The organism is Pseudomonas sp. JAI111, assembly GCF_024809425.1.
GTDB lineage: Bacteria > Pseudomonadota > Gammaproteobacteria > Pseudomonadales > Pseudomonadaceae > Aquipseudomonas.
On record NZ_JANUCB010000005.1, the window covers coordinates 1 to 23,555 of the forward strand.

The 23,555-nt window shown below is 61.3% G+C and carries 18 protein-coding genes, 1 tRNA gene and 1 pseudogene; 9 read left to right on the forward strand and 11 right to left on the reverse strand.

Annotated features, from left to right (window positions below; all coding sequences use genetic code 11):
* Positions 1 to 137: 137 nt before the first annotated feature.
* From HNR03_RS16835 to HNR03_RS16850, 4 genes are all read right to left on the reverse strand, one after another.
* Entirely contained in the window at positions 138 to 470 is a 333-nt protein-coding gene (locus HNR03_RS16835) for a hypothetical protein (protein ID WP_259155162.1), read from the reverse strand.
* A gap of 145 nt (positions 471 to 615) precedes the next feature.
* Positions 616 to 1,959 (reverse strand): sodium:proton antiporter, encoded by a 1,344-nt coding sequence (locus HNR03_RS16840; RefSeq protein WP_259154734.1) that lies wholly within the window; start codon positions 1,957 to 1,959, stop codon positions 616 to 618.
* Between the two features lie 98 nt (positions 1,960 to 2,057).
* Entirely contained in the window at positions 2,058 to 2,915 is an 858-nt protein-coding gene (locus HNR03_RS16845; RefSeq protein ID WP_259154735.1) for an SDR family oxidoreductase, read from the reverse strand.
* Positions 2,916 to 3,123: 208 nt separating this feature from the next.
* Positions 3,124 to 4,278, reverse strand: coding sequence for a MalY/PatB family protein (locus tag HNR03_RS16850; protein WP_259154736.1), 1,155 nt, complete (start codon positions 4,276 to 4,278; stop codon positions 3,124 to 3,126).
* A gap of 354 nt (positions 4,279 to 4,632) precedes the next feature.
* On the opposite strand from HNR03_RS16850, the gene fdnG reads away from it, so the two are divergent.
* The 7 genes from fdnG to HNR03_RS16885 all read left to right on the forward strand — a co-directional run bounded on the left by fdnG (position 4,633) and on the right by HNR03_RS16885 (position 13,693).
* On the forward strand, positions 4,633 to 7,698 hold the full coding sequence (fdnG, locus tag HNR03_RS16855; RefSeq protein WP_259154737.1) for a formate dehydrogenase-N subunit alpha: 3,066 nt from the start codon (positions 4,633 to 4,635) through the stop codon (positions 7,696 to 7,698).
* Positions 7,699 to 8,634 (forward strand): formate dehydrogenase subunit beta, encoded by a 936-nt coding sequence (gene fdxH / locus HNR03_RS16860; protein ID WP_259154738.1) that lies wholly within the window; start codon positions 7,699 to 7,701, stop codon positions 8,632 to 8,634.
* Positions 8,631 to 9,284 carry a formate dehydrogenase subunit gamma gene (locus HNR03_RS16865; RefSeq protein ID WP_259154739.1) on the forward strand — a complete coding sequence of 218 codons (654 nt, stop codon included), beginning with the start codon at positions 8,631 to 8,633 and terminating at the stop codon, positions 9,282 to 9,284. Before fdxH ends, HNR03_RS16865 begins: the two co-directional genes overlap by 4 nt.
* Before the next feature lie 4 nt (positions 9,285 to 9,288).
* Positions 9,289 to 10,215 carry a formate dehydrogenase accessory protein FdhE gene (gene fdhE / locus HNR03_RS16870; protein WP_259154740.1) on the forward strand — a complete coding sequence of 309 codons (927 nt, stop codon included), beginning with the start codon at positions 9,289 to 9,291 and terminating at the stop codon, positions 10,213 to 10,215.
* A gap of 50 nt (positions 10,216 to 10,265) precedes the next feature.
* Entirely contained in the window at positions 10,266 to 11,687 is a 1,422-nt protein-coding gene (gene selA / locus HNR03_RS16875; protein ID WP_259154741.1) for an L-seryl-tRNA(Sec) selenium transferase, read from the forward strand.
* A complete protein-coding gene (gene selB, locus HNR03_RS16880) occupies positions 11,684 to 13,591 on the forward strand; it encodes a selenocysteine-specific translation elongation factor (protein WP_259154742.1) in 1,908 nt (635 codons plus the stop codon). Before selA ends, selB begins: the two co-directional genes overlap by 4 nt.
* A gap of 6 nt (positions 13,592 to 13,597) precedes the next feature.
* Positions 13,598 to 13,693, forward strand: a tRNA-Sec gene (locus tag HNR03_RS16885).
* Positions 13,694 to 13,701: 8 nt separating this feature from the next.
* Here the strand turns inward: HNR03_RS16885 and HNR03_RS16890 are convergent.
* From HNR03_RS16890 to HNR03_RS16920, 7 genes and pseudogenes are all read right to left on the reverse strand, one after another.
* Entirely contained in the window at positions 13,702 to 15,024 is a 1,323-nt protein-coding gene (locus HNR03_RS16890; RefSeq protein ID WP_259154743.1) for an OprD family porin, read from the reverse strand.
* Between the two features lie 65 nt (positions 15,025 to 15,089).
* Positions 15,090 to 15,743: a hydrolase gene (locus tag HNR03_RS16895; RefSeq protein ID WP_084323411.1), complete on the reverse strand. Its 654-nt coding sequence runs from the start codon at positions 15,741 to 15,743 to the stop codon at positions 15,090 to 15,092.
* A 106-nt stretch (positions 15,744 to 15,849) separates the two neighbouring features.
* Entirely contained in the window at positions 15,850 to 18,174 is a 2,325-nt protein-coding gene (locus tag HNR03_RS16900; protein WP_259154744.1) for an exo-beta-N-acetylmuramidase NamZ domain-containing protein, read from the reverse strand.
* A gap of 17 nt (positions 18,175 to 18,191) precedes the next feature.
* On the reverse strand, positions 18,192 to 19,463 hold the full coding sequence (locus tag HNR03_RS16905) for a putative glycoside hydrolase (RefSeq protein WP_259154745.1): 1,272 nt from the start codon (positions 19,461 to 19,463) through the stop codon (positions 18,192 to 18,194).
* Positions 19,460 to 20,299, reverse strand: a complete 840-nt coding sequence (locus HNR03_RS16910; RefSeq protein WP_259154746.1) for a polysaccharide deacetylase family protein — start codon at positions 20,297 to 20,299, stop codon at positions 19,460 to 19,462. Before HNR03_RS16910 ends, HNR03_RS16905 begins: the two co-directional genes overlap by 4 nt.
* 1 nt (position 20,300) lies before the next feature.
* On the reverse strand, positions 20,301 to 21,269 hold the full coding sequence (locus HNR03_RS16915) for a ribose-phosphate pyrophosphokinase (protein ID WP_259154747.1): 969 nt from the start codon (positions 21,267 to 21,269) through the stop codon (positions 20,301 to 20,303).
* Positions 21,270 to 21,313: 44 nt separating this feature from the next.
* Positions 21,314 to 21,454 (reverse strand): annotated as a pseudogene (locus tag HNR03_RS16920) (phosphoribosyltransferase); the annotation flags it as partial.
* Positions 21,455 to 21,777: 323 nt separating this feature from the next.
* On the opposite strand from HNR03_RS16920, the gene HNR03_RS16925 reads away from it, so the two are divergent.
* The gene (locus HNR03_RS16925; protein ID WP_222586857.1) at positions 21,778 to 22,023 is read left to right on the forward strand and encodes an Lpp/OprI family alanine-zipper lipoprotein; all 246 of its coding nucleotides are present in this window, start codon (positions 21,778 to 21,780) and stop codon (positions 22,021 to 22,023) included.
* A 154-nt stretch (positions 22,024 to 22,177) separates the two neighbouring features.
* Positions 22,178 to 23,554: an MBL fold metallo-hydrolase RNA specificity domain-containing protein gene (locus HNR03_RS16930; protein WP_259154748.1), complete on the forward strand. Its 1,377-nt coding sequence runs from the start codon at positions 22,178 to 22,180 to the stop codon at positions 23,552 to 23,554.
* The last annotated feature ends 1 nt before the right edge of the window (position 23,555 follow it).

Consider the following 23,555-nt stretch of genomic DNA (forward strand, 5'->3'; position numbering starts at 1 on the left):
GTCAGGGGCAAAAGCGCTTGGTTACTTGGCGCTTCTCCAAGTGACCCGCCGTCAGGGCGGAACCCTAAGCCGCCGTTACCGCAGAAACGGATATGTACCCAACCCCAACCCCAACCCAACCCCAACCGCATTCAAGCTCAAAGCTCAAGTGACTCACGCAACCGCTGGGAATGGTTGGCCGACATCGGAATCGGCGGAAAATCTTCATTAAGCAATCTCAGATGCTCGATCGCTTCCTGAAACTTCTGATCAGCCTTTCTGCGCAACGCCCGATATCGCTCAAACAGCTCCACATCCAGATCGCCGCCTTCAAGCAATTCAAAGGCACAGCGACTCAACAACTGGGCTTCTTCGAACAACTGCCGGTTGCGTTCCAGAGCGAACGTGCGGCAGGCCTTGATCTGATCGGGAGAGGAACATTGAGTCATGACAGGCACCTTCTTCTTATCCGAGGTCCCTTTGAACGGCATCGTTGCCACAGTGGAACCGAACACTGTCGTCTCCTGCCTGCAAAACCGAGGCGGGTTTAACGTTGTGACTGTCGGGTTTCACGGGGATTTCAACTTTTTAAAGATGAAAATTCGATAATTCAGCCAAAGATATACAGTCGAAAAATCAAAAAACCTGTTTCTTGCTGCGTTCGTAATGGGCGAGGGTAGGTTGCGTGCTGACGCCGTGAATCAGAATGCTCAAGGCAACCACCGACAACGTCAGGTCAGTGCACAGGGTCGCCACCGAGTGATCCAGCCCGTGGTTCAAGGCATAGAACAGGTAATACAGACTGCCGATGCCACGTATGCCGAACCAGCCAATCAACATCCGCTGCCGCCCGTCGAGCAGCCCGCCCCAGGGCATGACCACGACACTCAAGGGCCGAATCAGGCAAAACAACACCCCGCTGACCAGCAACGCACGCCAGTCCCAGTGCGCGATCAGCACCACGCCCAGCAGCGTCACCAGAAACACTTCCATCGCCCGTTCCACCAAACTACCGAAGGCGAGCATGTCACCCATCATGATCCCTGCCGCGACTTGGGTGTCCTCAAGATGCTCGGTGTCGCCATGCACAGCGTGTTGCGGTTCGACGTTCTGATGACCGACAACGGGTTGAACCAAGTGCTCGGCGGGCGGTTGTGATTCGCCGGTGGATTTCACCTCGGCTTGACGCAACCCCAGGCCGGCAGCGAACACAGACAAGAAACCATAGGCGTGGATGGACTCGGCGCCGACATAGGCCAGGGCGATCAGGGCGAGGGCGAGGTAGTCGTTCGGGGACAGCGTGCTGTCGTCATTCTTGATTCGCAGCGATAACGTCAACCGCCCGATACCGCGCCCCATCCAGTATCCCGTCAGCAATCCGGCGGGAACTGCCCAGAGCACACTGCGCAGCACCCAGTCGCCGAGCCAGCCGGGGTTGCCATCGTGTTGCAGCAGAAGCAGGCCAAGGATCACGAACGGAAACGCGATGCCGTCATTGAGTCCGGCTTCACCGGACAGGCCAAAACGCACGCTGTCGTCGTCCCGCGCGTCGTTGACCTGGACGAGGGCGGCGAGCACAGGGTCAGTTGGCGCCAGTATCGAACCGATCAGCACCGAGGCACCCCAGGACAACTGCAGCCCGTAATGCAGCAACAGACTGAGGCCGCCAATGGTCAAAACCATGACCGGACCGGCGAGACCGAAGGCGATCCGCCAGTTCTTTTCCTTGAGCGGCGAGCGCAATTTCAGGCCGCAGACAAACAATGAAAAGAGCACCGCAACTTCCGTCAGGTGCTCCATCCAGCTGGAAGCGTCATTGGTGTCGAGTTTCAACAGCCCGAGCCCCGCCGGCCCGATGCCGACCCCCAGCGCCAGGCAGACGGCAGAAGTGGTCACCGGCATCCAGCGCAGGTACGACGAGGTCAGTGCCAGCGTCAGCAGCACGGCGCCCAACACGGCCACCCATAAAATAAAGCTCATGATCGGTACTCGTCAGGGGCGCCGCGTTGGCGGGTTCAATGCGATCAACCGAACGTTACGTCTACCCGGTGAGGTGCAAGACGTCAGGACAGGCGCGATCACAGCATCGGCTTGCCGCCCGTGACGCCATACCGTTGCCCCGTGATGTAACTGGCCTCGTCCGATGCCAGCAGCACATAAATCGGCGCCACTTCCACCGGTTGACCAGGCCGCCCCAACGGGGTTTGGGCGCCGAAGTTCTGTACTTCTTCATCGGGCATGGTCGAGACGATCAAGGGTGTCCAGATCGGCCCGGGCGCCACGCAGTTCACCCGAATGTTTTTCGGCCCGAGCATCTGCGCCAGGCCGCCGGTGAAGTTGGCGATCGCGCCCTTGGTCGTAGCGTAGGCGAGGAGGGAGGGTTTGGGCATGTCCGAGTTGATCGAGCTGGTGTTGATGATCGAACTGCCGGCCTTCATGTGCTTGAGCGCGGCCTGACAGATCCTGAACATGGCCGTGATGTTCACGTCGAAGGTCATGACCCATTCTTCGTCCGGGATGTCTTCGAAGTTCTCGTGAGTCATCTGGAAGGCAGCGTTGTTGACCAGAATATCGATCCGGCCGAAGCGCTCGACGGTCTTGTCGACCAGCGCCTGGCATTGTGCTTTATGTGCAATGTCGCCGGGCAGCAGCACGCATTGGCGCCCGGCCTGTTCGACCCAGCGTGCGGTTTCCTGTGCGTCTTCGTGTTCGTTGAGGTAGGCAATGGCGACATCCGCGCCTTCTCGGGCGAAGGCGATGGCGACTGCCCGACCGATACCGCTGTCACCCCCGGTGATCAGGGCGATTTTACCGTCCAGCCGGCCCGAGCCTTTGTAGCTTTGCTCGCCGCAGTCCGGGTAGGGATCCATTTTCTTTTGCGAGCCGGGAACAGCCTGGCCTTGTTTCTTGAAGGGTGGTTTTGGGTAATCAATCATCAGGAAATCTCCGTTCTCAAGGCACAAGAGTCAAAGGGTTGACCTTGTGTCTTTGCCTTGAGTTCGGTTGGATTTCAGTGCCTCTCCCGATCGTTCCCACGCTCTGCGTGGGAATGCCTCAATGGACGCTCTGCGTCCGCTCTTGGGACGCAGAGCGTCCCGGGCTGCATTCCCACGCGGAGCGTGGGAACGATCAATCAAGCGAGTATCAGGCTTTAAGGTTGAGCAGGCTGCGTTCCATTCGAGCTAAACCTTCTTCGAGCAACGCCCGCGGGCAGCCGAAATTCAGGCGCACGAACTGTTGGGCGTTATCGCCGAAATCCAGACCCGGGCTCAGGCCAACCTTGGCCGTGTCGAGGAAGAACCGCTGCGGATTTTCCAGCCCAAGGGCCGTGCAATCGAGCCACGCCAGGTACGTCCCTTGCGGGATGTTCATTGTGACGCCCGGCAGACGGGTGCGAACCGCGTCCACCAGGTAATCCCGATTGCTTTGCAGATACGCTTTCAACCCGGCCAGCCACGGACCGCCTTCGCTGTACGCGACGCGTGTCGCTTCCATGCCCAACGGGTTGACGCTGTCGACCATGCCGCAACGGGCGTGATTGACCCGAGCGCGCACCGCGGCGTCCTGAATGATCATGAAGGAGGTTTTCAGGCCGGCGATGTTGTAAGCCTTGCTCGCCGACATCAGGGTGATGGTGCGCTGAGCGATCTGTGGGCTCAGCGAAGCGGTCAGAATGTGCACACGCCCGTCGAAACACAGCTCGGCGTGGATTTCATCGGAGATGATCCAGGCGTTCTGCTCCAGGCAGATGTCGGCGAGGGCTTGCAGTTCTTCCCGGGGGAAGACTTTGCCCAGCGGGTTATGCGGGTTGCTCAGCAGCAGCGCGCCGCCGCCTTTGAGTGCCTGGCTCAAGGCGTCGAGTTGCGTGGCATAAGTGCCGTCGGCCAATGCATCGAATTCCAGCTCAACCTTGTTCAAACCCCAGTGACCCGGCGCGTGGCGCAGCGGCGGGTAGTTCGGGACCTGGACCACTACGTTCTGCTGCGGCTCGACCAGTGCCTTCAGTGCCATGTTGAAACCCGATTCAACACCCGGCAGGAAGATCAGTTCTTCCGGCAATACGCGCCAGGCGTACTTGTTCCAGAGGTCGGCAATGACGGCGGCGCGCAGATCATCCTGAGGCACGCTGTAGCCGACCATCGGGTGTTCCAGGCGCTTGCGCAGGGCTTCGACGATGACCGGCGGCGCGGCGAAGTCCATGTCGGCGACCCACATTGGCAACACATCGGCCGGGTAGCGGCTCCACTTGGTACTGCCGGTGTTGTGGCGGTCGAACACCTGATCAAAATCGAAGGTCATGCTCAGTCTCATAGAAAGCGTGGTTGAACGTGGCGCAATGATAAACGCCAAGACCTGTGGGAGCGAGACAGTAATCGCCCGAACATCACATTCCCATGTGGGAGCGGGCTTGCTCGCGAAGAGGCCGGCAAGTCCAGCATTTATGTCGGCTGACACCATGCCTTCGCGAGCAAGCCCGCTCCCACAGGATTTGTGTGATGGCTGGAATCTGCGCACTGCCCGATGGTCGGTTTTCAGGCAGTCAGTTCTCCCATTGGCTAAAGTTTCAGATGTCGGTAGCCACGCTGCCGCCACCGTGATCGTCCAGAAAAACCCGGCAAAAATACCGGGTTTCCACCTGATCAGGAGTGCACGATGGACCTCAACCGTCGTCAGTTCTTCAAGGTCGCTGGTATCGGCCTTGCGGGCTCGAGCCTCGGCGCGCTGGGCATGCTCCCCGCGACAGCCTTCGCCGAGCAGGTACGCCATTTCAAACTCGCCCACACTCATGAAACCCGCAACACCTGCCCGTATTGCTCGGTAGGCTGCGGCGTGATCATGTACAGCCAGGGCGATACCGCCAAAAACGTCGCGCAGAGCATCATCCACATCGAAGGCGATGCCGACCACCCCGTCAACCGTGGCACCCTGTGCCCCAAAGGCGCTGGCCTGCTGGACTTCATTCACAGCCCCGGGCGCCTGCAATATCCGCAAGTGCGCAAGCCGGGCAGTACGGAATGGACGCGCATTTCCTGGGATGAAGCGCTGGACCGTGTCGCCGACCTGATGAAGGCCGATCGCGACGCCAACTTCATCGAAAAGAATGCCCAGGGCCAAACGGTGAACCGCTGGCTGACCACTGGGTTCCTGGCGGCGTCGGCAGCGTCCAACGAGGCGGGCTACATCACCCACAAGGTCATTCGCAGTCTCGGCATCCTGGGGTTTGATAACCAGGCGCGTGTCTGACACGGCCCGACGGTGGCAAGTCTTGCCCCGACGTACGGCCGTGGTGCCATGACCAATACCTGGACCGACATCGCCAACGCGAACCTGGTCCTGGTGATGGGCGGCAACGCAGCAGAAGCGCACCCCTGTGGCTTCAAGTGGGTGACCGAAGCCAAGGCGCACAACAAGGCGCGGCTGATCGTGGTCGACCCGCGGTTTACCCGCACGGCCTCGGTGGCCGACTATTACGCGCCGATCCGCACCGGCACCGACATCGCCTTCATGGGCGGGCTGATCAACTACCTGCTGACCCAGGACAAGATCCAGCACGAATACGTGCGCAATTACACCGACGTGTCGTTCATCGTCAAAGCCGGCTATGGCTTCGAGGACGGCATCTTCAGCGGTTACGACGTCGCCAAGCGCAGCTATACCGACAAGTCCGGCTGGGGTTATGAACTCGGTGACGATGGTTTTGTAAAAGTCGACCCGACCCTGCAAGACCCGCGCTGCGTCTATCAATTGATGAAGCAGCATTACAGCCGCTACACCATTGAACTGGCGAGCCAGATCTGTGGCATGCCGGTCGATGCCATGCAAAAAATCTGGGATGAGATCGCCACTTGCGCGCAACCGGGCAAGACCATGACGATTCTCTATGCGCTGGGCTGGACCCAGCACTCGATCGGCTCGCAAATTATCCGCAGCGCCGCGATGGTGCAATTACTGCTGGGCAACGTCGGCATGCCGGGCGGGGGCGTGAATGCCCTGCGCGGGCACTCCAACATCCAGGGCCTGACCGACCTCGGTTTGCTGTCCAATTCGCTGCCGGGTTATCTGACCTTGCCGGCGGATGCCGAGCAGGATTACAACGCCTACATCGTCAAACGCACGCAGAAACCGTTGCGTCCGGGGCAATTGTCCTATTGGCAGAACTACAGCAAATTCCACGTCAGCCTGATGAAAGCCTGGTACCGCGAGAACGCCATGGCCGAGAACAATTGGGCCTACGACTATTTGCCGAAGCTGGACATTCCCAACTACGACATCCTCAAAGTGTTCGACTTGATGGGGCAGGGCAAGGTCAACGGCTACCTGTGCCAAGGCTTCAACCCCATCGCCGCGCTGCCCGACAAGAACCGGGTAATGGCGGCACTGGCCAAGTTGAAATGGCTGGTGGTGATGGACCCGCTGTCGACTGAAACCTCGGAGTTCTGGCGCAATGTCGGGCCGTACAACGATGTGAAGAGCGCCGACATCCAGACCGAAGTGATCCGCCTGCCCACCACCTGTTTCGCCGAAGAGGACGGCTCGCTGGTCAACAGCAGTCGCTGGCTGCAATGGCACTGGAAAGGCGCCGAAGGCCCGGGCGAAGCGCGCACCGATATCCGCATCATGGCGGAATTGTTCATACGGTTGCGCCAGCGTTATCAAGCCAATGGCGGCGCTTACGCCGAGCCGATCCTCAAACTGTCCTGGCCCTACAAGATGCCCGAAGAGCCGTCGCCGGAAGAACTGGCGAAGGAAATCAACGGCTACGCGGTCAGCGATTTCACCGACGCCACGGGCGCAGCGATCAAGGGCAACGCGCAACTGGCCGGGTTCGCCCAGCTCAAGGACGACGGCAGCACGGCATCAGGCTGCTGGATTTTCTGCGGCAGCTGGACCGAGACCGGTAACCAGATGGCCCGCCGCGACAACAGCGACCCTTACGGCATGCATCAACATCAGGGCTGGGCCTGGGCGTGGCCGGCGAACCGGCGGATTCTCTACAACCGCGCCTCAGCCGACCCGCAAGGCAAACCGTGGGACGAGAAAAAACGCCTGGTGTGGTGGAACGGCAAAGTCTGGGGCGGCACCGACGTGCCCGACTACAAGGTCGACGTGGCGCCGGAAGCGGGGATGAATCCGTTCATCATGAACCCCGAAGGCGTGGCGCGATTCTTCGCCGTCGACAAGATGAACGAGGGTCCATTCCCCGAACACTACGAGCCCTTCGAGACGCCAATCGGCATCAACCCGCTGCACCCGCAAAACAAGAAAGCCACCAGCAACCCGGCTGCCAGGATCTTCGATTCGGTGTGGGATTCGCTCGGCGTGGCCAAGGATTATCCGTATGCGGCCACGAGCTACCGGCTGACCGAGCATTTCCACTTCTGGAGCAAGCACTGCAAGCTCAATGCGATTGCCCAACCCGAGCAATTCGTCGAGATCGGTGAAGTGCTGGCCAAGGAAAAAGGCATCGTCGCTGGCGACCGTGTCCGGGTCAGTTCCAAGCGTGGGCATATCGAAGCGGTGGCGGTGGTGACCAAGCGAATCCGGCCGCTGCAAGTCAACGGCCAGGTCGTGCACCAGATCGGTATCCCGCTGCACTGGGGCTTTACCGGGCTCACGCGCCACGGCTACCTGACCAACACCCTGGTGCCGTTCCTCGGCGATGGCAACACTCAGACCCCGGAATCCAAGTCATTCCTGGTCAACGTGGAGAAAGTCTAAATGGCCAGCCAAGACATCATCGCCCGTTCGGCCACCACCACCGTGCCGTCCTCGGTGCGCAATCAGGAGGAAGTGGCCAAGCTGATCGACACCACCAAGTGCATCGGCTGCAAGGCCTGCCAGGTCGCCTGCTCGGAATGGAACGAGCTGCGCGACGACGTCGGCCACAACCTCGGCACCTACGACAACCCTCAGGACCTGAGCGCCGACACCTGGACCTTGATGCGCTTCACCGAGCATGAAACCGACGCCGGCAACCTGGAGTGGCTGATCCGCAAGGACGGCTGCATGCACTGCGCCGAGCCCGGTTGCCTGGCGGCGTGCCCCAGCCCCGGCGCGATCATCAAGCACGCCAATGGCATCGTCGATTTCGATCAGGACCATTGCATCGGCTGCGGCTATTGCATCACCGGCTGCCCGTTCAACATTCCGCGGATCTCGCAGAAAGATCACAAGGCGTACAAATGCACCTTGTGCTCGGACCGGGTGGAAGTGGGGCTGGAACCGGCCTGTGTGAAAACCTGTCCGACCGGCGCCATTGTGTTCGGCAGCAAGGAAGACATGAAGGAACACGCCGCCGAACGCATCGTCGACTTGAAGAGTCGCGGCTTCGACCACGCCGGCCTGTACGACCCCGAAGGCGTTGGCGGCACGCACGTGATGTATGTGCTGCACCACGCGGACACGCCGACGCTCTACGCCGGTTTGCCGGCCAGCCCGACGATCAGTCCGTTGGTGCACTTGTGGAAGGGCGTGAGCAAACCTTTGGGCTTGTTGGCCATGGGCCTGGCGGTGCTGGCCGGGTTCTTCCATTACGTGCGCATCGGCCCGCAAGTGGTCGAGGAGGATGAACTGCCGCCGCTCAAAGACCCTTCGGTGCATGAAGTCGATCCATCGGTGCATACCTATGATCCGAAACGGGAGGACCGGCCATGATCCGCAAACAGATCCTTCGCTACACCGCCAACCAGCGCACCAATCACTGGCTGGTGGCGATCCTGTTTTTCATGGCGGCGCTGTCCGGCCTGGCGTTGTTCCACCCGGCACTGTTCTGGCTCAGCCACCTGTTCGGCGGCGGGCCGTGGACACGCATCCTGCACCCGTTCATGGGCGTGGTGATGTTTGTGCTGTTCCTCGGCCTGGTGATTCAGTTCTTTCGGGCGAACTTCTTTATCAGCAATGACGGCTTGTGGCTCAAGCGAGTCGGGCGGGTGATCCGCAATGAAGAAGAGGGCGTGCCCCCCGTCGGCAAGTACAACCCGGGGCAGAAACTGCTGTTCTGGACGCTGCTGCTGTGCATGCTGGTGTTGCTCTTCACTGGGCTGGTGATCTGGCGCGCTTACTTCAGCGTGTACTTCGGCATCACCGCGATTCGCTGGGCGATGTTGCTGCATGCGCTGGCGGGTTTCGTGCTGGTGCTGAGCATCATCGTGCACATCTATGCCGGCATCTGGATCAAGGGCTCGATCAGCGCCATGGCGCATGGCTGGGTCAGTCGCGCCTGGGCGAAGAAACACCATGAACTCTGGTATCGGGAAGTGACACGCGACGAGCATCCCGACCGGCCGATCAGCAAAAAAGGATAAGCCCTTGGCGACCATTCTTCAGCCTGGCGAAATCGAAGCGGCGGCGACTTCACCGCCGTTTTTGCACCTGCCCCCGATCAACCTGTTCGCCTTGCGGGCGCAGCGTCTGGAAAAACTCGCTGACGGGCATCCACTAGCCGATTACCTGCGACTGGTGACCGACCTGTGCCGCGTCCAGCAAGACCTGTTGGACGATCCACCCGACACCGCGCCGCTCGATCCCGAGCGCCTGCACATCTGTCAACAACACGGATTGCCGCCGTTCGCCGCCGACAGCCTGGCGCGCGAGGACGCCTGGTTGCCGTACCTCGATGCCTTGTTGCAGCGATATCAACCTGCGCCAACGTCTGCTGTCGAGAAAGCCGTCGCTGCGTTGCGCAATGCCAATACCGGGCAACGCAAGGCCTGGGCGATCGCCTTGGTCAGCGGTCAATATTCATTGCTGCCGGCAGCGCTGGTGCCGTTTTTCGGTGCCGCGTTGCAGGCTGCCTGGAGTCATTGGCTGCTGAGCACGCCCGACCTGGCGTTGAAACCCGGCGACAGCCTCAGCCAGTGCCCGGCCTGTGGGTCGCCGGCCATGGCCGGAGTGATTCGCCATCGCGGCAAATACAACGGGTTGCGTTATCTGGTGTGCTCGTTGTGTGCCTGCGAATGGCATGTGGTGCGGGTCAAGTGCGTGTATTGCGAGCACAGCAAAGGCCTGGAATACGTCAGCCTCGATGACGACCGCTACGCCGCCAATCAAGCGCCGTTGCGCGCCGAAACCTGTCCCGGCTGCCACCACTACCTGAAACTGCTTTATCTGGAAAATGACGCCGAGGCCGAAGCGCTCTCGGCTGACCTCACCAGCCTCATGCTGGACATGCGCCTGGAGCAGGAAGGCTACTTGCGCGCGGCACCCAATCTTCTGCTCGCTCCGGGAGGCGATTAAACACAACAGCTACACTCAGGCGCGACGGTCAACGTTTGCGGGAGCGCCTGATGTCTGCCAGATCCGCCAGCCCGGCCTTGCGGCTGCCTTCCATCGACAGCTTGCTACGTCATCCGGCGTGCCAGCCATTGGCCGAGCGTTATGGCCGGGATGCGCTGTTGGCGAGCCTGCGGCAATTGCTTGATGACCTGCGCGAGCAAGTGCTTTCAGGGCAACTCGACGCCGTTGAAATTACCCCTGAGGTACTGGCCGGCAGAACCGGCGAACGCCTGGCGATCCAGCAGCGTAGTCACGTGCGCCGGGTGTTCAACCTGACCGGCACGGTCCTGCACACCAACCTCGGTCGCGCGTTGTTACCGGAGGAAGCCATCGACGCGGTGCAAATGGCCGCACGCTATCCGCTCAACCTGGAATTCGATCTGCACAGCGGCAAGCGCGGCGACCGCGATGACCTGATCGAAGGCCTGATCCGCGAGCTGACCGGTGCCGAGGCGGTGACGGTGGTCAACAATAACGCGGCCGCCGTGCTGCTGACGCTCAACAGCCTGGGCGCGCGCAAGGAAGGCATTATTTCCCGGGGCGAACTGATCGAAATCGGCGGCGCGTTCCGCATTCCCGACATCATGGCCAGGGCCGGGGTGAGGCTGCATGAAGTCGGCACCACCAACCGCACCCATGCCCGCGATTACGAAGCGGCCATCGGCCCGCGCAGTGGTCTGGTGATGCGCGTGCACGCTAGCAACTACAACATCGAAGGTTTCACCGCACGCGTGCCGACCGCCGAACTGGCGGCGCTGGCGCATAAACACGGGTTACCGCTGCTCGAAGACCTCGGCAGTGGCAGTTTGCTGGACCTGACTCGCTGGGGTTTGCCCGCCGAACCCACGGTGCGCCAGGCGCTGATCGATGGTGCGGACATCGTCACCTTCAGCGGTGACAAGTTACTGGGCGGTCCCCAGGCCGGTTTGATCGTTGGCCGCAAAGACCTGATCGCCAGGATCAAGAAGAACCCGCTCAAGCGCGCATTGCGCGTCGACAAGCTGACCCTGGCGGCGCTCGAAGCGGTGTTGGGTTTGTACCGCGATCCGGATCGCTTGGCCGAACGGCTGCCGAGTCTGCGCCTGCTGACCCGGGCGCAGGCCGACATCCTCGCCCAGGCGGAGCGCTTGCAACCTTCTCTGGCGCAAGCGGTGGGAGAGGGCTGGAACGTCAGCGCAGTGCCGGCACTGGGCATGATCGGCAGCGGCAGCCAACCGGTGGCGCGATTGCCCAGCGCGGCGTTGTGCCTGCGCCCGCTGGTCAGCAAGCGTCTGCGTGGCCGGCAATTGCTGGCGCTTGAGGCAGCGTTTCGCCAATTGAGCATTCCGGTGCTGGGCCGGATTGACGACGACGCGTTGTGGCTGGACCTGCGGCAACTGGACGACGAAGCCGCGTGGTTGGCGCAACTCGATCAATTGCAGGTGCAAGAATGATTGTCGGCACGGCCGGGCACATCGACCACGGCAAAACGGCGTTGCTCCAGGCATTGACCGGCCAGGCCGGCGACCGGCGGCGCGAAGAGCGCGAACGCGGGATGACCATCGACCTCGGCTATCTCTACGTTGCATTGGAGCCGGGCGCGCCACTGACTGGGTTTATCGACGTGCCCGGTCATGAGCGTTTCACCCACAATATGTTGGCCGGAGCCCAGGGGATCGACCTGGTGTTGTTGGTGGTCGCCGCCGACGACGGCGTCATGCCGCAGACCCGTGAACATCTGGCGATTGTCGAACTGCTGGGCATCCCGCGGGCGCTGGTGGCCATCAGCAAATGCGACCGCGTCGATCCGGCCCGGGTGCAGGCGGTGCGCGAACAAATCCTAACGTTATTGGCGCCGGGACCTTTTGCCGATGCGCCGCAAATTGCGCTGTCGAGCGTGACCGGGGAAGGCGTCGAGGCACTGCGGGCGGCCTTGCTGCACGCACAACGTGAGGTCCATCAGCGCAGCACTCGCGGTGGTTTTCGGCTGGCGATTGACCGAGCGTTCAGCGTGGCCGGCGCCGGCATCGTGGTGACCGGCACCGCGTTATCCGGACAGGTTGCCGTGGGCGACACGTTGACGCTCGGTCCCTTGGGCAAAGCGGTGCGGGTGCGGGGTCTGCATGCGCAAAATCAAGCGGCAGGCACGGCGGTGGCGGGGCAGCGTGTTGCGTTGAACCTCAGCGCCGAGCGGTTGGCGTTGGAGCAGATTCACCGGGGTCATTGGCTGGTGGCCGAGTGGCTGTACGCACCGACCCAGCGCCTGGATATCGACCTGCGCTTGCTGGCTAGCGAGCCCAAAGCCTTCGAGCATTTTCAGCCGGTGCATGTTCACCTCGGCACTCAGGATGTCACCGGGCGAGTGGCGTTGCTGGAGGGGTCGAGCCTGGCGCCCGGCGAGCGAATGTTTGCGCAGATTCTGTTGAATGCACCGGTGCAAGCGGTGAAAGGCGATCCTGTGATTCTGCGCGACCAGAGCGCCCAACGCACCCTCGGCGGTGGCCGGGTACTCGATCCGTTCGCGCCGACCCGCCAACGCCGCAGTCCCGAGCGATTGGCGCAGCTAGAGGCGCTCGCGACATGCAGCGAGCTGGAAGACGTTTTGCCTGCATTGTTGGTGAACAGCGATACCGGGCTCGATCCGCAGCGCCTCGAGCGTCAGTTCGACCGGCCGCGCGACACTTGGATTTTGCCGGCCGATATCTGCTTGATCGATACGCGCCAGGGTTCGTTGCTGTTTAGCGCAGCACGCTGGGACGCCTCAAAGGCCACATTGCTGGAGCATCTGGCGCGCTTTCATCAACTCGAACCGGATCAAATGGGACCCGACCGCGACCGACTGCGGCGCTTCTCTGGAACATCGTTGGATCGACCGACGTTCATCCGCCTGGTCGAGGAGTTGCTGGCCAGTGGTGCGATCCTGGCCAGCGGTCCCTGGCTGCATTTACCGCAACATCAGGTGCGCTTGAGCGAAGCGGATCAAGCCCTTTGGCAACGCCTGCAGCCGTTATTCGAACAGGCCGGTTTCGACGCGCCATGGGTGCGCGACCTGGGCCATGACGAAGCGGCGGTGCGCCTGCTCTTGCGCAAGATGGCGAGGTTGGGGTTGGTGCATCAAGTCGTTCGTGACCTGTTTTACACCGATGCAGTCCTGCGTCGATTGGCGGCTATGCTTGTGCAACTGGCGGCGCAGAACCCGGTGATTCAGGTCACGGCGTTTCGCGATGCCGTGGGCCTGGGACGCAAGCGCAGCATTCAGATTCTCGAGTACTTCGACCGGCTCGGCCTGACCCGTCGCATGGGCGACAAGCGCCATATACGTCTGGACAATGCCTTGGCTCAACCCAACGATCACTGACGTCAAGGAAGGCAATCGCGCCCGGTGGCGCGGCCGGGCTTCAAACCCGGTTGGGGACGGCATCCGTTCCCGGGCCGGTTCGACTCCGGCTGCCTTCCGCCATTTTCCGCTCAGAGATGCCCCAGGTTCAGCGGGTACTCGATGACCACGTAAACCCTGTCGATATTATCGCCCGCCTGGGCCGCGTTGGCCCGATGCGACACATGCGACAGTTGCAGGGACAACCCCTTGGCCGCACCGGATTGCACGATGTAGTGCAGGTCAATGTCGCGTTCCCAATGGCGTCCGCCGTCACCCTGTTGCGGCACGTATTCACCGGTCGACGCATCGAACGGGTTATAGGCGCCGCCCTGTGGGGCGTGGGTGCCGTCAATCTGGCTGCCCGTGACATACCGCGTCATGAACTTCAGGCCCGGAATCCCTAAGGTAGTGAAATCGAAGTCGTAGCGTGCTTGCCATGATTGCTCGTGGGCGCCGTTGAAGTCGGCGTACTTGATCGAGTTGGCCAGGTAGATCGAATCGCCGCCAACGAAATCGAAGGGGGTGTCTCCGTTGATTTTCTGATAGGCGAGGGTGAAGGCGTGCGCATCGACCGTGTATTTGCCTGACAGGCTGAACGCGGTGTTGTCGATGGGGCCGGCCAGCGCTTCGCCGGTGTCCCGCGTGTGGTAGAGATTGGCGTCGAGGAATACGCCGGGTTGCTTCAGGTGCAGGTTGGCGTAGTACTGATGCCAGGTGTCGGTGAGATCGGAGGCATAGAGCGAGCCGCCGACAGGACTCTGAGTGAACAGGTCCGTGCCGACAAAGCTGATACCACCAGCCTCGGTGTTGGCGCCGTAACCATAGAAGTTGCCCTTGCTGGAGGAGCTGTCCTGGTTCTTGAATGCCGTGAAATGACCGGCGACCAGATTGACGCCATCGATTTCGTGGCTATTGAGCAGAAAGCCGGTGGCGTACTCCGGTTGCAGGCGCTTGTCCGCAGTGTCGAACACCGGGGTTTCTACCATCATTTCACCGAACGCCAGGGTGGTGCGCGAAGCCTTGATCTTGAGCGCGCCACCGCCACTGGAATAGTTGTCTTCGCTGCGACCTTCAGCGTCCACGGGCAGCAATCCCGTCCCGGAATGGCCCTTGCCGCTATCCAGTTTGAAGCCCGCAAAGGCATGGGCATCGAGTCCGAATCCGATTATTCCTGGTGTGAAACCAGATTCAAAAGCGCCGATAAAGCCTTGAGCCCACTCTTGTTTGTAGCTTTTACCGGTAGAAGAGGGTGTTCGGTAATCACTGTTCAAATAGAAGTTTCGACTGAGCACATCAAGTGTTGCACCGTCGAGAAAGCCTTGTGCGGATTCGTCAGCCAGCGCTGTGCCGGCGAACAGCGCGGGTATCCAGAAGGACAAACCGGCGCGAAAGTCTTGCTTGCCAAACTTCATCGATCAATCACCACGGGCGCAGCGACTGCGAAAAATCCGCAGCCGCTGGCTTTGCATGAAACCGCTTAATGGCCTTCGGAGGCGCCGAACATGGTTTTGGCGTAGATCAGGCCCAGACCGTACGAACCACCGTTGGCAATCGAGGTTTTCACGGTTTCGTCGTAGGTTTCGGTACGTGCCCAATCGCGCTGCAGTTCGAGCAGGTATTGCAGCGAGGTCATCGGGCGGGCGCCGATCTGGATCATGCGCTGCATGGCCATTTCATGGGCTTCGGTGCTGACGTCGCCGCAAGCATCGGCAATCACGTACACCTCAAACCCTTGGTCGATGGCGGAGAGTGCCGGGCCGACGATGCACACGGACGTCCACAGACCGGCCAGGACGATCTTCTGTTTGCCGAACTTATTGACTTCGACGGCGATGCGTTCGTCTTCCCAGGTGTTCATGCTGGTACGGTCGATAACGTTGTGTTCCGGGAACACCGACTTGATTTCATCGAAGATCGGGCCGGAAAAGCTCTTTTCCGCAACGGTGGTGAGGATGGTCGAGACCTTGAAACCACGGGCAGCCTTGGCCACGAGCGCGGCGTTGTTGCGCAGGGTAACGGCGTCGATCGACTTGGTCGCAAACGACATCTGCGACTGGTGATCGATCATGATCAGAGTGTGGTCAGTCGGGGTCAGCAGGGTTTTGCCAGGAACAGCTTTTGCGATAGCCATGACGATGTCCTTACGGGTGAATGAGGAGGCCATGGTTACGTAAATTCCGGCGGCGAGATTGAATCGGTGTGCTGTGTTTTTACCAAATCCGGGCTGGCACACGCGCTCAATAGCGCAGGCTCTCTTGTCGCATCCGTGCAAAGCGCGCCATTGCCGCGGCATCGAAGGCTTGGGCGGCCTGCGGCGCGGCGCCGTCGCGGATGGCTTGCCACACCGATGTCGAGCCGATCGAACCACGGGTCGCCGCAAGATTGAATTGAGTGGGATACAGCGCATGCAAGGTGACGAGCAGCGACAGTCCCAGGCTGGCGACGGGGCGTCGATCAGCGCTCTGGTCACGAACGATGCTGACGCCATGACACAGTTGCCCGTGCCAGGTGGATTCGGTGGGGACGAAATCGATCGGCTCGAAATGCAAGCCAACCTGCAGTGCATTTAGCGCGGCTGCCAACCGTGTCGCATCGATCCACGGCGCGCCGAGCCACTCGAACGGGTGCGGCGTTCCGCGCCCCACGCTCACATTCGCGCCTTCCAGCAAGCCGACATCCGGGTACAGGTCGAGTTGGGCCAGCGTGCGCAGGTTCGGCGACAGCGGCACCCAACCGAGCCCGGTGTCGGTAAAGCTCATGTCGCGCCGGTAGCCTTGCATCGGCACCACGCGCAGATCCGCCCCAAGGTGCTTGTGGCGATTGAACAGGTTCGCCAGCTCACCGACGGTCATGCCCGGTTGCAGTGGCGCGGGGAAATAGCCGGTGAACGATTCGCGCTGACTGTCCAGCATGGGGCCGCCAAAGCGCTGCGCGCCCAGCGGATCGGGCCGGTCCAGCACAAATAACGGAATGTTATTCGCCGCGGCCGCCTCAAGGGCGTAGCCGAGTGTTGTTTCATAGGTAAAGAAGCGTACGCCGGCATCCTGGATGTCGAAGATCAGCGCATCGAGTCCTTGCAGGGAGCCGGCCGGGAATCGCTGTTTTTCGCCGTAGAGACTGTGCACCACCAGTCCCGTTGCCGCATCGCGTGTGTCGCCGACCCGTTCGTCCACATCGCTGTCGAGCCCGTGTTCAGGCGAGAACAGCGCGACCAGCCTGACGCCTGGCGCATGGGCAAGCACGTCGATGGTGCGCCGGCCTGCAGCATCGAAGCCGCTGCGGTTGGTGATCAGCCCGACGCGCTTTCCGGCGAGCGGGGCAAACTGTTGCGTCTCGAGCACGTCGATCCCGGTTTGAACCGGTCCCGTGGAGATCGGCAGACGTTTGGCGGCCAGGAGCGCGGGCATCGCTGACGGCAGCGCCTGGCCGATCTGCATGGCGCTCGCCGGCGCCCCGTGACTGGCCAGCAACGCGAGCAACTGAGCGCGAAGCGGGCGGGCGTCGCCACGATCGTCCGGGTACACACGGTTGGTCAATATGATGATGAACTGGCGTGTCACCAGGTCGATCCACAGGCCGGTGCCGGTGTAACCCGTATGGCCTATGCCGCCAATGGGCGGGAGGCGGTCATGGTTGGGCACCAGCGGTGCACTCAGCTCCCAGCCAAGTCCGCGCCAGGGTTCGCTGGTGAACGGCGAGGCCGCAGCCGCCAGCGCGGCGATACTGGTGGGCTTGAGTATCTGCGCGGTGCTGGCGCGGCCATCATTGAGGAGCATTTGCGCGTAGCGTGACAGGTCATCCGCCGTTGAAAACAGCCCTGCATTCCCGGAGACGCCCTCCATCCACCGAGCTATAGGGTCGTGCACACGCCCGCGCAGCAGGCCGGCCTTGTTGGCGAGGGTCGGCGCACTGCGCGCCACTCGCCCTGCGTCCGGCACAAAGAGTGTGTCGCGCATGCCGAGCGGTGCAAAAATGTGCGTCCGGCAATAGGCGTCAAGTGAAAGGTGGGTGATGCGTTCGACCAATTCGCCGAGGGCCACGAAATTCAGATCACTGTAGATGACCCGAGCACCGGGTTCGTCAAGCAGGGGCTGCGCCGCGATGGCGCTCAATACGCCGTTGCGTTCGCCCGACTGGGGCCGCGAGGGCAAGCCCGGGCGTAGTCCCGAGGTGTGCGCCAGCAGTTGGCGCACCGTCACAGCCCCTTTGCCACCCGAAGCAAAGGCTGGCCAGTAGCGTGCAACCGGTGCATCCAGGTCGATACGGCGGGCTTCGGCCAGTTGCATGATCGCCGTGGTGGTGGCGATGACCTTGGTGAGTGATGCGAGATCGAACTCGGTGTCCAGCGTCATCGGTTCGGGGGCGGGCGTCGTCATCCGTTGGCCGAAGGCCTGGCGATAGAACACGTGCGTGGCGTCGCCGATCAGGACAACGGCGCCCGGCATGCGTCCGGCAGTGATCTGCGCTGCAACAATCTGTGCGGCTTGCAGGCGCGTCGGCGCGTCCAGATCGATGGCGATGGCAAACTGGGCGCACATTGCCAAACCGAGCAACAGCGCCAAGCGTTCAAGCGCTCCGATCAACGATGGGGCAGATCGGCGGCTTCGTAGTGATTGCGCGGGTTCCATAACATCCATCCATCAGTACCGGCCGCGTCGGCGGCATCAACCTGAGCCTTGATCGCCGCCTGGTCAAACGGCCGATGATCGAACGCATAGTCGCGAAAAGCCTGTAGCCAGGGACGAAAGCGTAGGCCCGGCAATTTTGTGCGGTGCTTCGCCTCCGCCAGGGAACGCCTGACGATCTGAGCGGGATCCTCCGTCGGGTTGGTAAGGCCCGGCAGCCCCCAGGTGAAGCTGGAGGGGTACAACATAGGGGATATGTAGTCGAGCGCCGCGCCGAGCAATTCGATTTGCTGGCCGATGGCGGTGTCGTCGAGATTCCAGCAGACGTAGCCGAAGATATCTGCCGAGACGAAAACGTTGTACGGCGCGAGCCGTTGACGGGCCTCCTTCAGGAACCCGATGATCGCTGCCGTCCGGTTGGCCCGGGTGTTGGGGAGCGCGAAACGTAACCCGCTCTTGTCGGGAAAGCGCACATAGTCGAACTGGATTTCATCGAAGCCCATGCGCGCCGCCTCCTCGGCGAGATCAAGATTGTGCTGCCAGACCTCATGTGAAAACGGATCCATCCATTGCAGGTTTTCGCGATCCCGCCACGGTGTGCCGTCCGCGGTATGCACGCTCCACTGAGGGTGCGCGTCGGCGAGGGGATCGTCCTTGAACACCACAATACGGGCGATCAGATAGAAGTGCCGCGCACGCAACTTTGCCAGTAGCCCGGGAAAGTCTCGTGCTTGAGGTGCGGGGCGACTTGTGTGAGCCGCTGCGCCAATTGCCTCGCGGGCCGCGCTGCGATAAGGCGTCAAGCCGCGATCACCCTTGACGTCGATGACCAGCGCGTTGATGTCAGTGCTGTCGGCCAGGCTGACGACTCTGTCGCGTAACAGCGTACTGGTGACGCCGAACACCGACAGATAGACCGCTTTGGGGCGAAACGGGGTCAACGTGAGCACGCTGGGCGCTTCATCGGCCACAAGCGTTGCCTCGGTGCGCAGGTAGCCGGGGGCTCTGGCCGCGATGGTTGTGTCCGCAGAGTCGGTTTCGAAGTGCCCCAGTTCGTCGGTTTGCGTCACCGCGCCCGAGCTTGTGACCGTTGCGCCGGCAATCGGCCTTTGGGTGTTGGCGTCCAGTACGATGCCGCTGACGGCCAAGGCCTGACCAGACAGCAAGGCGGCGAGGAGCAGTAACGTTGAAGTCCGCTGGCGCCTAAAGGCACGGTTTAAGATCATCGCGTGCTCCCTGCGGTGGGCTGCGGCCGGGTTTGCGGTTCGCCAAGCAGACGGGCGAAGGTGTGGGCGCCGTAGGCGTCAATCATCAGATAGCGCGGCAGGGCGAGCAGGCGTGCGTGCCGGTCAGCCTTTTTTTCCTCCAGTGAAAAAGCCGCGATGTAGCCTTCGTCGGCGGCGAGTGCGATCAACTCGTCGTCATAGAGGCCGAACGGCCAGGCGAGCATGTCGACCGTGCCACCGGTTTGCGATTCGATCCGTCGTCGCGATTTGTCCAGTTGCAGGTGAACGAACTGGCGGAAATCGGCCGGGGAAAGGCGCCGACGCTCGATCTTGAAATTGGGATGCCAATAAGTGTGCGACTGGATGTCGACGAGGCCACTCTGCTTCAACGTTCGCAACTGCTCCCAGGTCAACGCATAAGCGGCATTGGAAATCGCCGACGGATAGACAAACAGCGTCACGGGAAAATGCTCGCGCAGCATCACCGGCAGCAGCTTGTCGAATACCGAGCGATGCCCGTCATCGACAGTGATTGCGACTGGTTTGTCCGGTAACGTCGCATCGGGATTTCGCAGCCAGTCGACTACCGCGCGCAGCGTGACGAAGTGGTAGCCATGCGAACGCAAGACACCCAGCTGACTGTCGAACGTACTCATGCGCACCGTCATCGAGTCGTCCGCAGTGTCCGAGAACCGGTGGTACACCAGGATCGTGACAAGCGATTCGGTAGGGTGCGCCGCCCCCCAGGAAAATCCGCAGGTGCACAGTAAAACGGCGCACAGCAGAAGCCGTGACACGACGCGGCCTTCGATCCACAACAGGATGTTCCCGTACATGTCAGCTCCCGCGATCGAATGCACCATTTTCCCGCAGGAAAGCGGCGGTCAGGGCAGTACTGTCGAGTATCTGCAGGTGGCGCGTCACATAATCAGCCGGCAGACGAAACGGCGGCACGGTGTCGGTGATCGCGATGTGTTCAAAGACCGGTGAGTCGAACAATTGACTGCCGGCGGTAAACAAACCATGGGTGGCGGCTGCGAACAAGCGTCCGGCTCCGGCCTGCTGGCAGGCAAGGCCGGCGCGTTTGAGCGTTTCCCCTGTGCTGATCAGGTCGTCGTAAATAATCGCGGTCTTGCCGCGTACATCGCCGATCAAGAGAGTGCCCGTCAGCGTGGTATGGGCACGGTGTTTTTCCATCACCGCGCTGCCGACCGAACGTCCCAGTTGTCGCTCCAGCGCCTGCCGAAATTGCTCGGCTCGCTTGGTGCCACCCGAGTCCGGGGATACGGCAACCACTTCTGTGTCGCCGACGTACTGGGCGAAATGCTCAGCGAACAGCTCCGCGCACTGCAGACTCCACGCCGGCTTGCGAAACGCGTTATCGAACGCGGCTGGATTGTGCACTTCAAGGGTGATCAGGCGATCCACGCCACTGGCTTCAAAGAACGCCGCCACGTAGCGCGTGATGGTCGGGTCCTGAGGCTGGCTGCGGCGGTCCTTGCGCCCGTAACAGAGGTAGGGTGCCATCACCTGCACCTGGCGAGCGCCGGCATCCTTGAGGGCGCCGCAGAAAAACAGCAGACGACACAGCTTGTCGTTAGCGCTCTGTTGTCCATCCCCATACAAGGCATGGAACACCACGACCTCGCGCCCGTTGACCGAATCCAGCGGGCGGCATTTATGCTCGCCGTCTTCATAATCACGTTCCTCATGGCGCGCCAACGGGCAGCCAAGCCGCTGCGCGACGCGGGCGGCATAGAGCTCGCTGCCTTGCAGGGCAAACAGAAGCGGGGGCAGGGTAAGCATGCAGGACTCCTTCGAGGCCGTTGCCAAGTACGCATCATCTACCGTCAGCGAGCGGCGCCATGGCGCACAACCTCAATGCAAAACTCCTGCTCGAAGGGCGGCACGTTGCACTCGACGATGTCATCGGCGGCGACTTGCAGATGCATGCCGACGATGTCGGCCCGGATCGGCTGCTGGCAGACATATATTCAATCTAGCCCGGTCGGCACTGGCGCGATTGATATTGATAAATTTATCTCCTGCATACAACGGTTATGCGCCGCTGGTCAGTGATTGCTGGATTTTGGCGGTCAAGCAATCAGCGTTGGGCTTCGCACCGGACTTGTGATCGCCGGATCAGCACAGAGGAGGGCGCCCGCGGGTGCGCGATGCCCCGGCAGATGGTTTCCAGGCACAGGTCGTTATTAGCCATGTGGTTTGTTGATAAATATCAGAGGGCACCGCGGGTGACACTTGGATACTTGGCATGACTGACCGTATCAGGTCGGTATCCACCAAGGAGTCGATCATGAACAAGTGTTTGCCTGTTGCCTGGCTCGGCATTCTCCTGGCAACCACTGCCGGGTGCACTGATAAGTACGCCCAGGAAATCAGTGCACGCCTGGAATCAGCAGAAAACAAAGCGGCGATGGCACGGCTACGGGCCGATCAGGCTTACACCAGGGCATTACTGGCTGCGGAAGTAGCTCGAAAGGCACAACAAACTGCCGATGAAGCCAACAGCCGCACGGCCGGTAAAGCGACACGCAAATGAAGAAACGAGCATCAAGCCCTGACAGGAACGCAGGGTGGCAGCATCGCAGGTAAGCATTGTCAGTGAGGTGCGGACCGGGCTTGATAAATATCAACGACCGCCGGCCTGTAAAGAGCGATCTATGACGTTTACACGAGCGATTCAGGAGACGGGCATGCGAATGACATTTCTCGGCGCCGCTGGCACCGTCACAGGCAGCAAGTACTTGCTGGAGCACCGTGACCGGCATGTGCTGATCGATTGCGGTTTGTTTCAGGGCTATAAGCAATTGCGACTGCACAACTGGGACCCGTTTCAGCTACCGGTTTCCGACCTCGACGCCATCGTGCTGACCCATGCCCATCTGGATCACAGCGGCTATCTGCCGGTGTTGGTGCGCAATGGTTATCGCGGACCGGTATATGCGACGCCCGCCACCTGTGAGCTGGTCTCGATCCTGCTATTGGACAGTGGACGCCTGCAGGAAGAAGAAGCCGACTTTGCCAATCGGCACGGTTTTTCCAAACATACGCCGGCACTCCCGCTTTACACCGAGAAAGATGCCGAACGAGCCCTGAAACTGTTGCGGCCGGTGGAACTGCATCATCGAGTCGACATTCTTCCTGACTTTGCCATCCTGTTACGCCGTGCCGGGCATATCCTCGGCGCCGCCACGGTGGAGGTCACCGCCGATGGCATCACACTGCTGTGTTCCGGGGATCTGGGGCGTCCGGAAGATCCGCTGATGTTCGCCCCGGAACCCGTCGAACAGGCGGATTATCTGCTGGTGGAGTCGACCTATGGCGACCGTAAACATCCGTCGGAATCGCCGCTAGCGCAGTTGGCCGATGTCATCACTCGCACCACGTTGCGTCACGGCATTACCTTGGTGCCATCGTTCGCGGTGGGTCGTGCCCAATTGCTGATGTACCACCTGTACCAACTCAAGCAACAACACGCGATTCCCGACGTGCCGATCTACCTCAACAGCCCCATGGCCACCGACGTCACGCATTTGTACCAGCGCTTCGGCAGCGAGCACCGATTGTCAGCAAAGGATTGCGAAGGCATGTGCAGTGTCGCGCATTTCGTGCGAACGACCCGTGAGTCTATCGAGCTGGACCAGCAGCGCACCCCGGCGGTGATTATCGCCGCCAGCGGCATGGCCACCGGTGGACGGGTGATCCACCACCTCAAGGCGTTGGCCCCCAACCCGATCAACACCTTGCTGATTCCCGGGTTTCAGGCCGGCGGCACCCGTGGCGCGCACATTATCGCGGGCGCGCCTTCGGTGCGTATCCATGGCAAGGACGTGCCGATCCGCGCCGAGGTGGTGCCGATGGAAACCCTGTCTGCCCATGCGGATGCCGACGAAATCATGCAGTGGTTGCGCGGTTTCAAACGACCTCCCAAACACACCTTCGTCGTGCATGGGGAGCCTAATGCCTCAGACGTGCTGCGCCGACGTATCAGCGTGGAATTGGGATGGTCGGTGTCGGTGCCGGAGTATCGCGAAAACGTCGAACTCACTCGCAACGATTCATCGCCGTAAC

Coding starts and splice junctions, on each gene's coding strand:
- HNR03_RS16865 (WP_259154739.1), top strand. CDS start 8,631: ATGATCCGCAAACAGATCCTTCGCTACACCGCCAACCAGCGCACCAAT.
- HNR03_RS16835 (WP_259155162.1), bottom strand. CDS start 470: ATGCCGTTCAAAGGGACCTCGGATAAGAAGAAGGTGCCTGTCATGACT.
- HNR03_RS16925 (WP_222586857.1), top strand. CDS start 21,778: ATGAACAAGTGTTTGCCTGTTGCCTGGCTCGGCATTCTCCTGGCAACC.
- HNR03_RS16890 (WP_259154743.1), bottom strand. CDS start 15,024: ATGAAGTTTGGCAAGCAAGACTTTCGCGCCGGTTTGTCCTTCTGGATA.
- fdxH (WP_259154738.1), top strand. CDS start 7,699: ATGGCCAGCCAAGACATCATCGCCCGTTCGGCCACCACCACCGTGCCG.
- HNR03_RS16910 (WP_259154746.1), bottom strand. CDS start 20,299: ATGTACGGGAACATCCTGTTGTGGATCGAAGGCCGCGTCGTGTCACGG.
- HNR03_RS16850 (WP_259154736.1), bottom strand. CDS start 4,278: ATGACCTTCGATTTTGATCAGGTGTTCGACCGCCACAACACCGGCAGT.
- HNR03_RS16845 (WP_259154735.1), bottom strand. CDS start 2,915: ATGATTGATTACCCAAAACCACCCTTCAAGAAACAAGGCCAGGCTGTT.
- HNR03_RS16930 (WP_259154748.1), top strand. CDS start 22,178: ATGCGAATGACATTTCTCGGCGCCGCTGGCACCGTCACAGGCAGCAAG.
- selA (WP_259154741.1), top strand. CDS start 10,266: ATGTCTGCCAGATCCGCCAGCCCGGCCTTGCGGCTGCCTTCCATCGAC.
- selB (WP_259154742.1), top strand. CDS start 11,684: ATGATTGTCGGCACGGCCGGGCACATCGACCACGGCAAAACGGCGTTG.
- HNR03_RS16905 (WP_259154745.1), bottom strand. CDS start 19,463: ATGATCTTAAACCGTGCCTTTAGGCGCCAGCGGACTTCAACGTTACTG.
- HNR03_RS16895 (WP_084323411.1), bottom strand. CDS start 15,743: ATGGCTATCGCAAAAGCTGTTCCTGGCAAAACCCTGCTGACCCCGACT.
- HNR03_RS16840 (WP_259154734.1), bottom strand. CDS start 1,959: ATGAGCTTTATTTTATGGGTGGCCGTGTTGGGCGCCGTGCTGCTGACG.
- HNR03_RS16915 (WP_259154747.1), bottom strand. CDS start 21,269: ATGCTTACCCTGCCCCCGCTTCTGTTTGCCCTGCAAGGCAGCGAGCTC.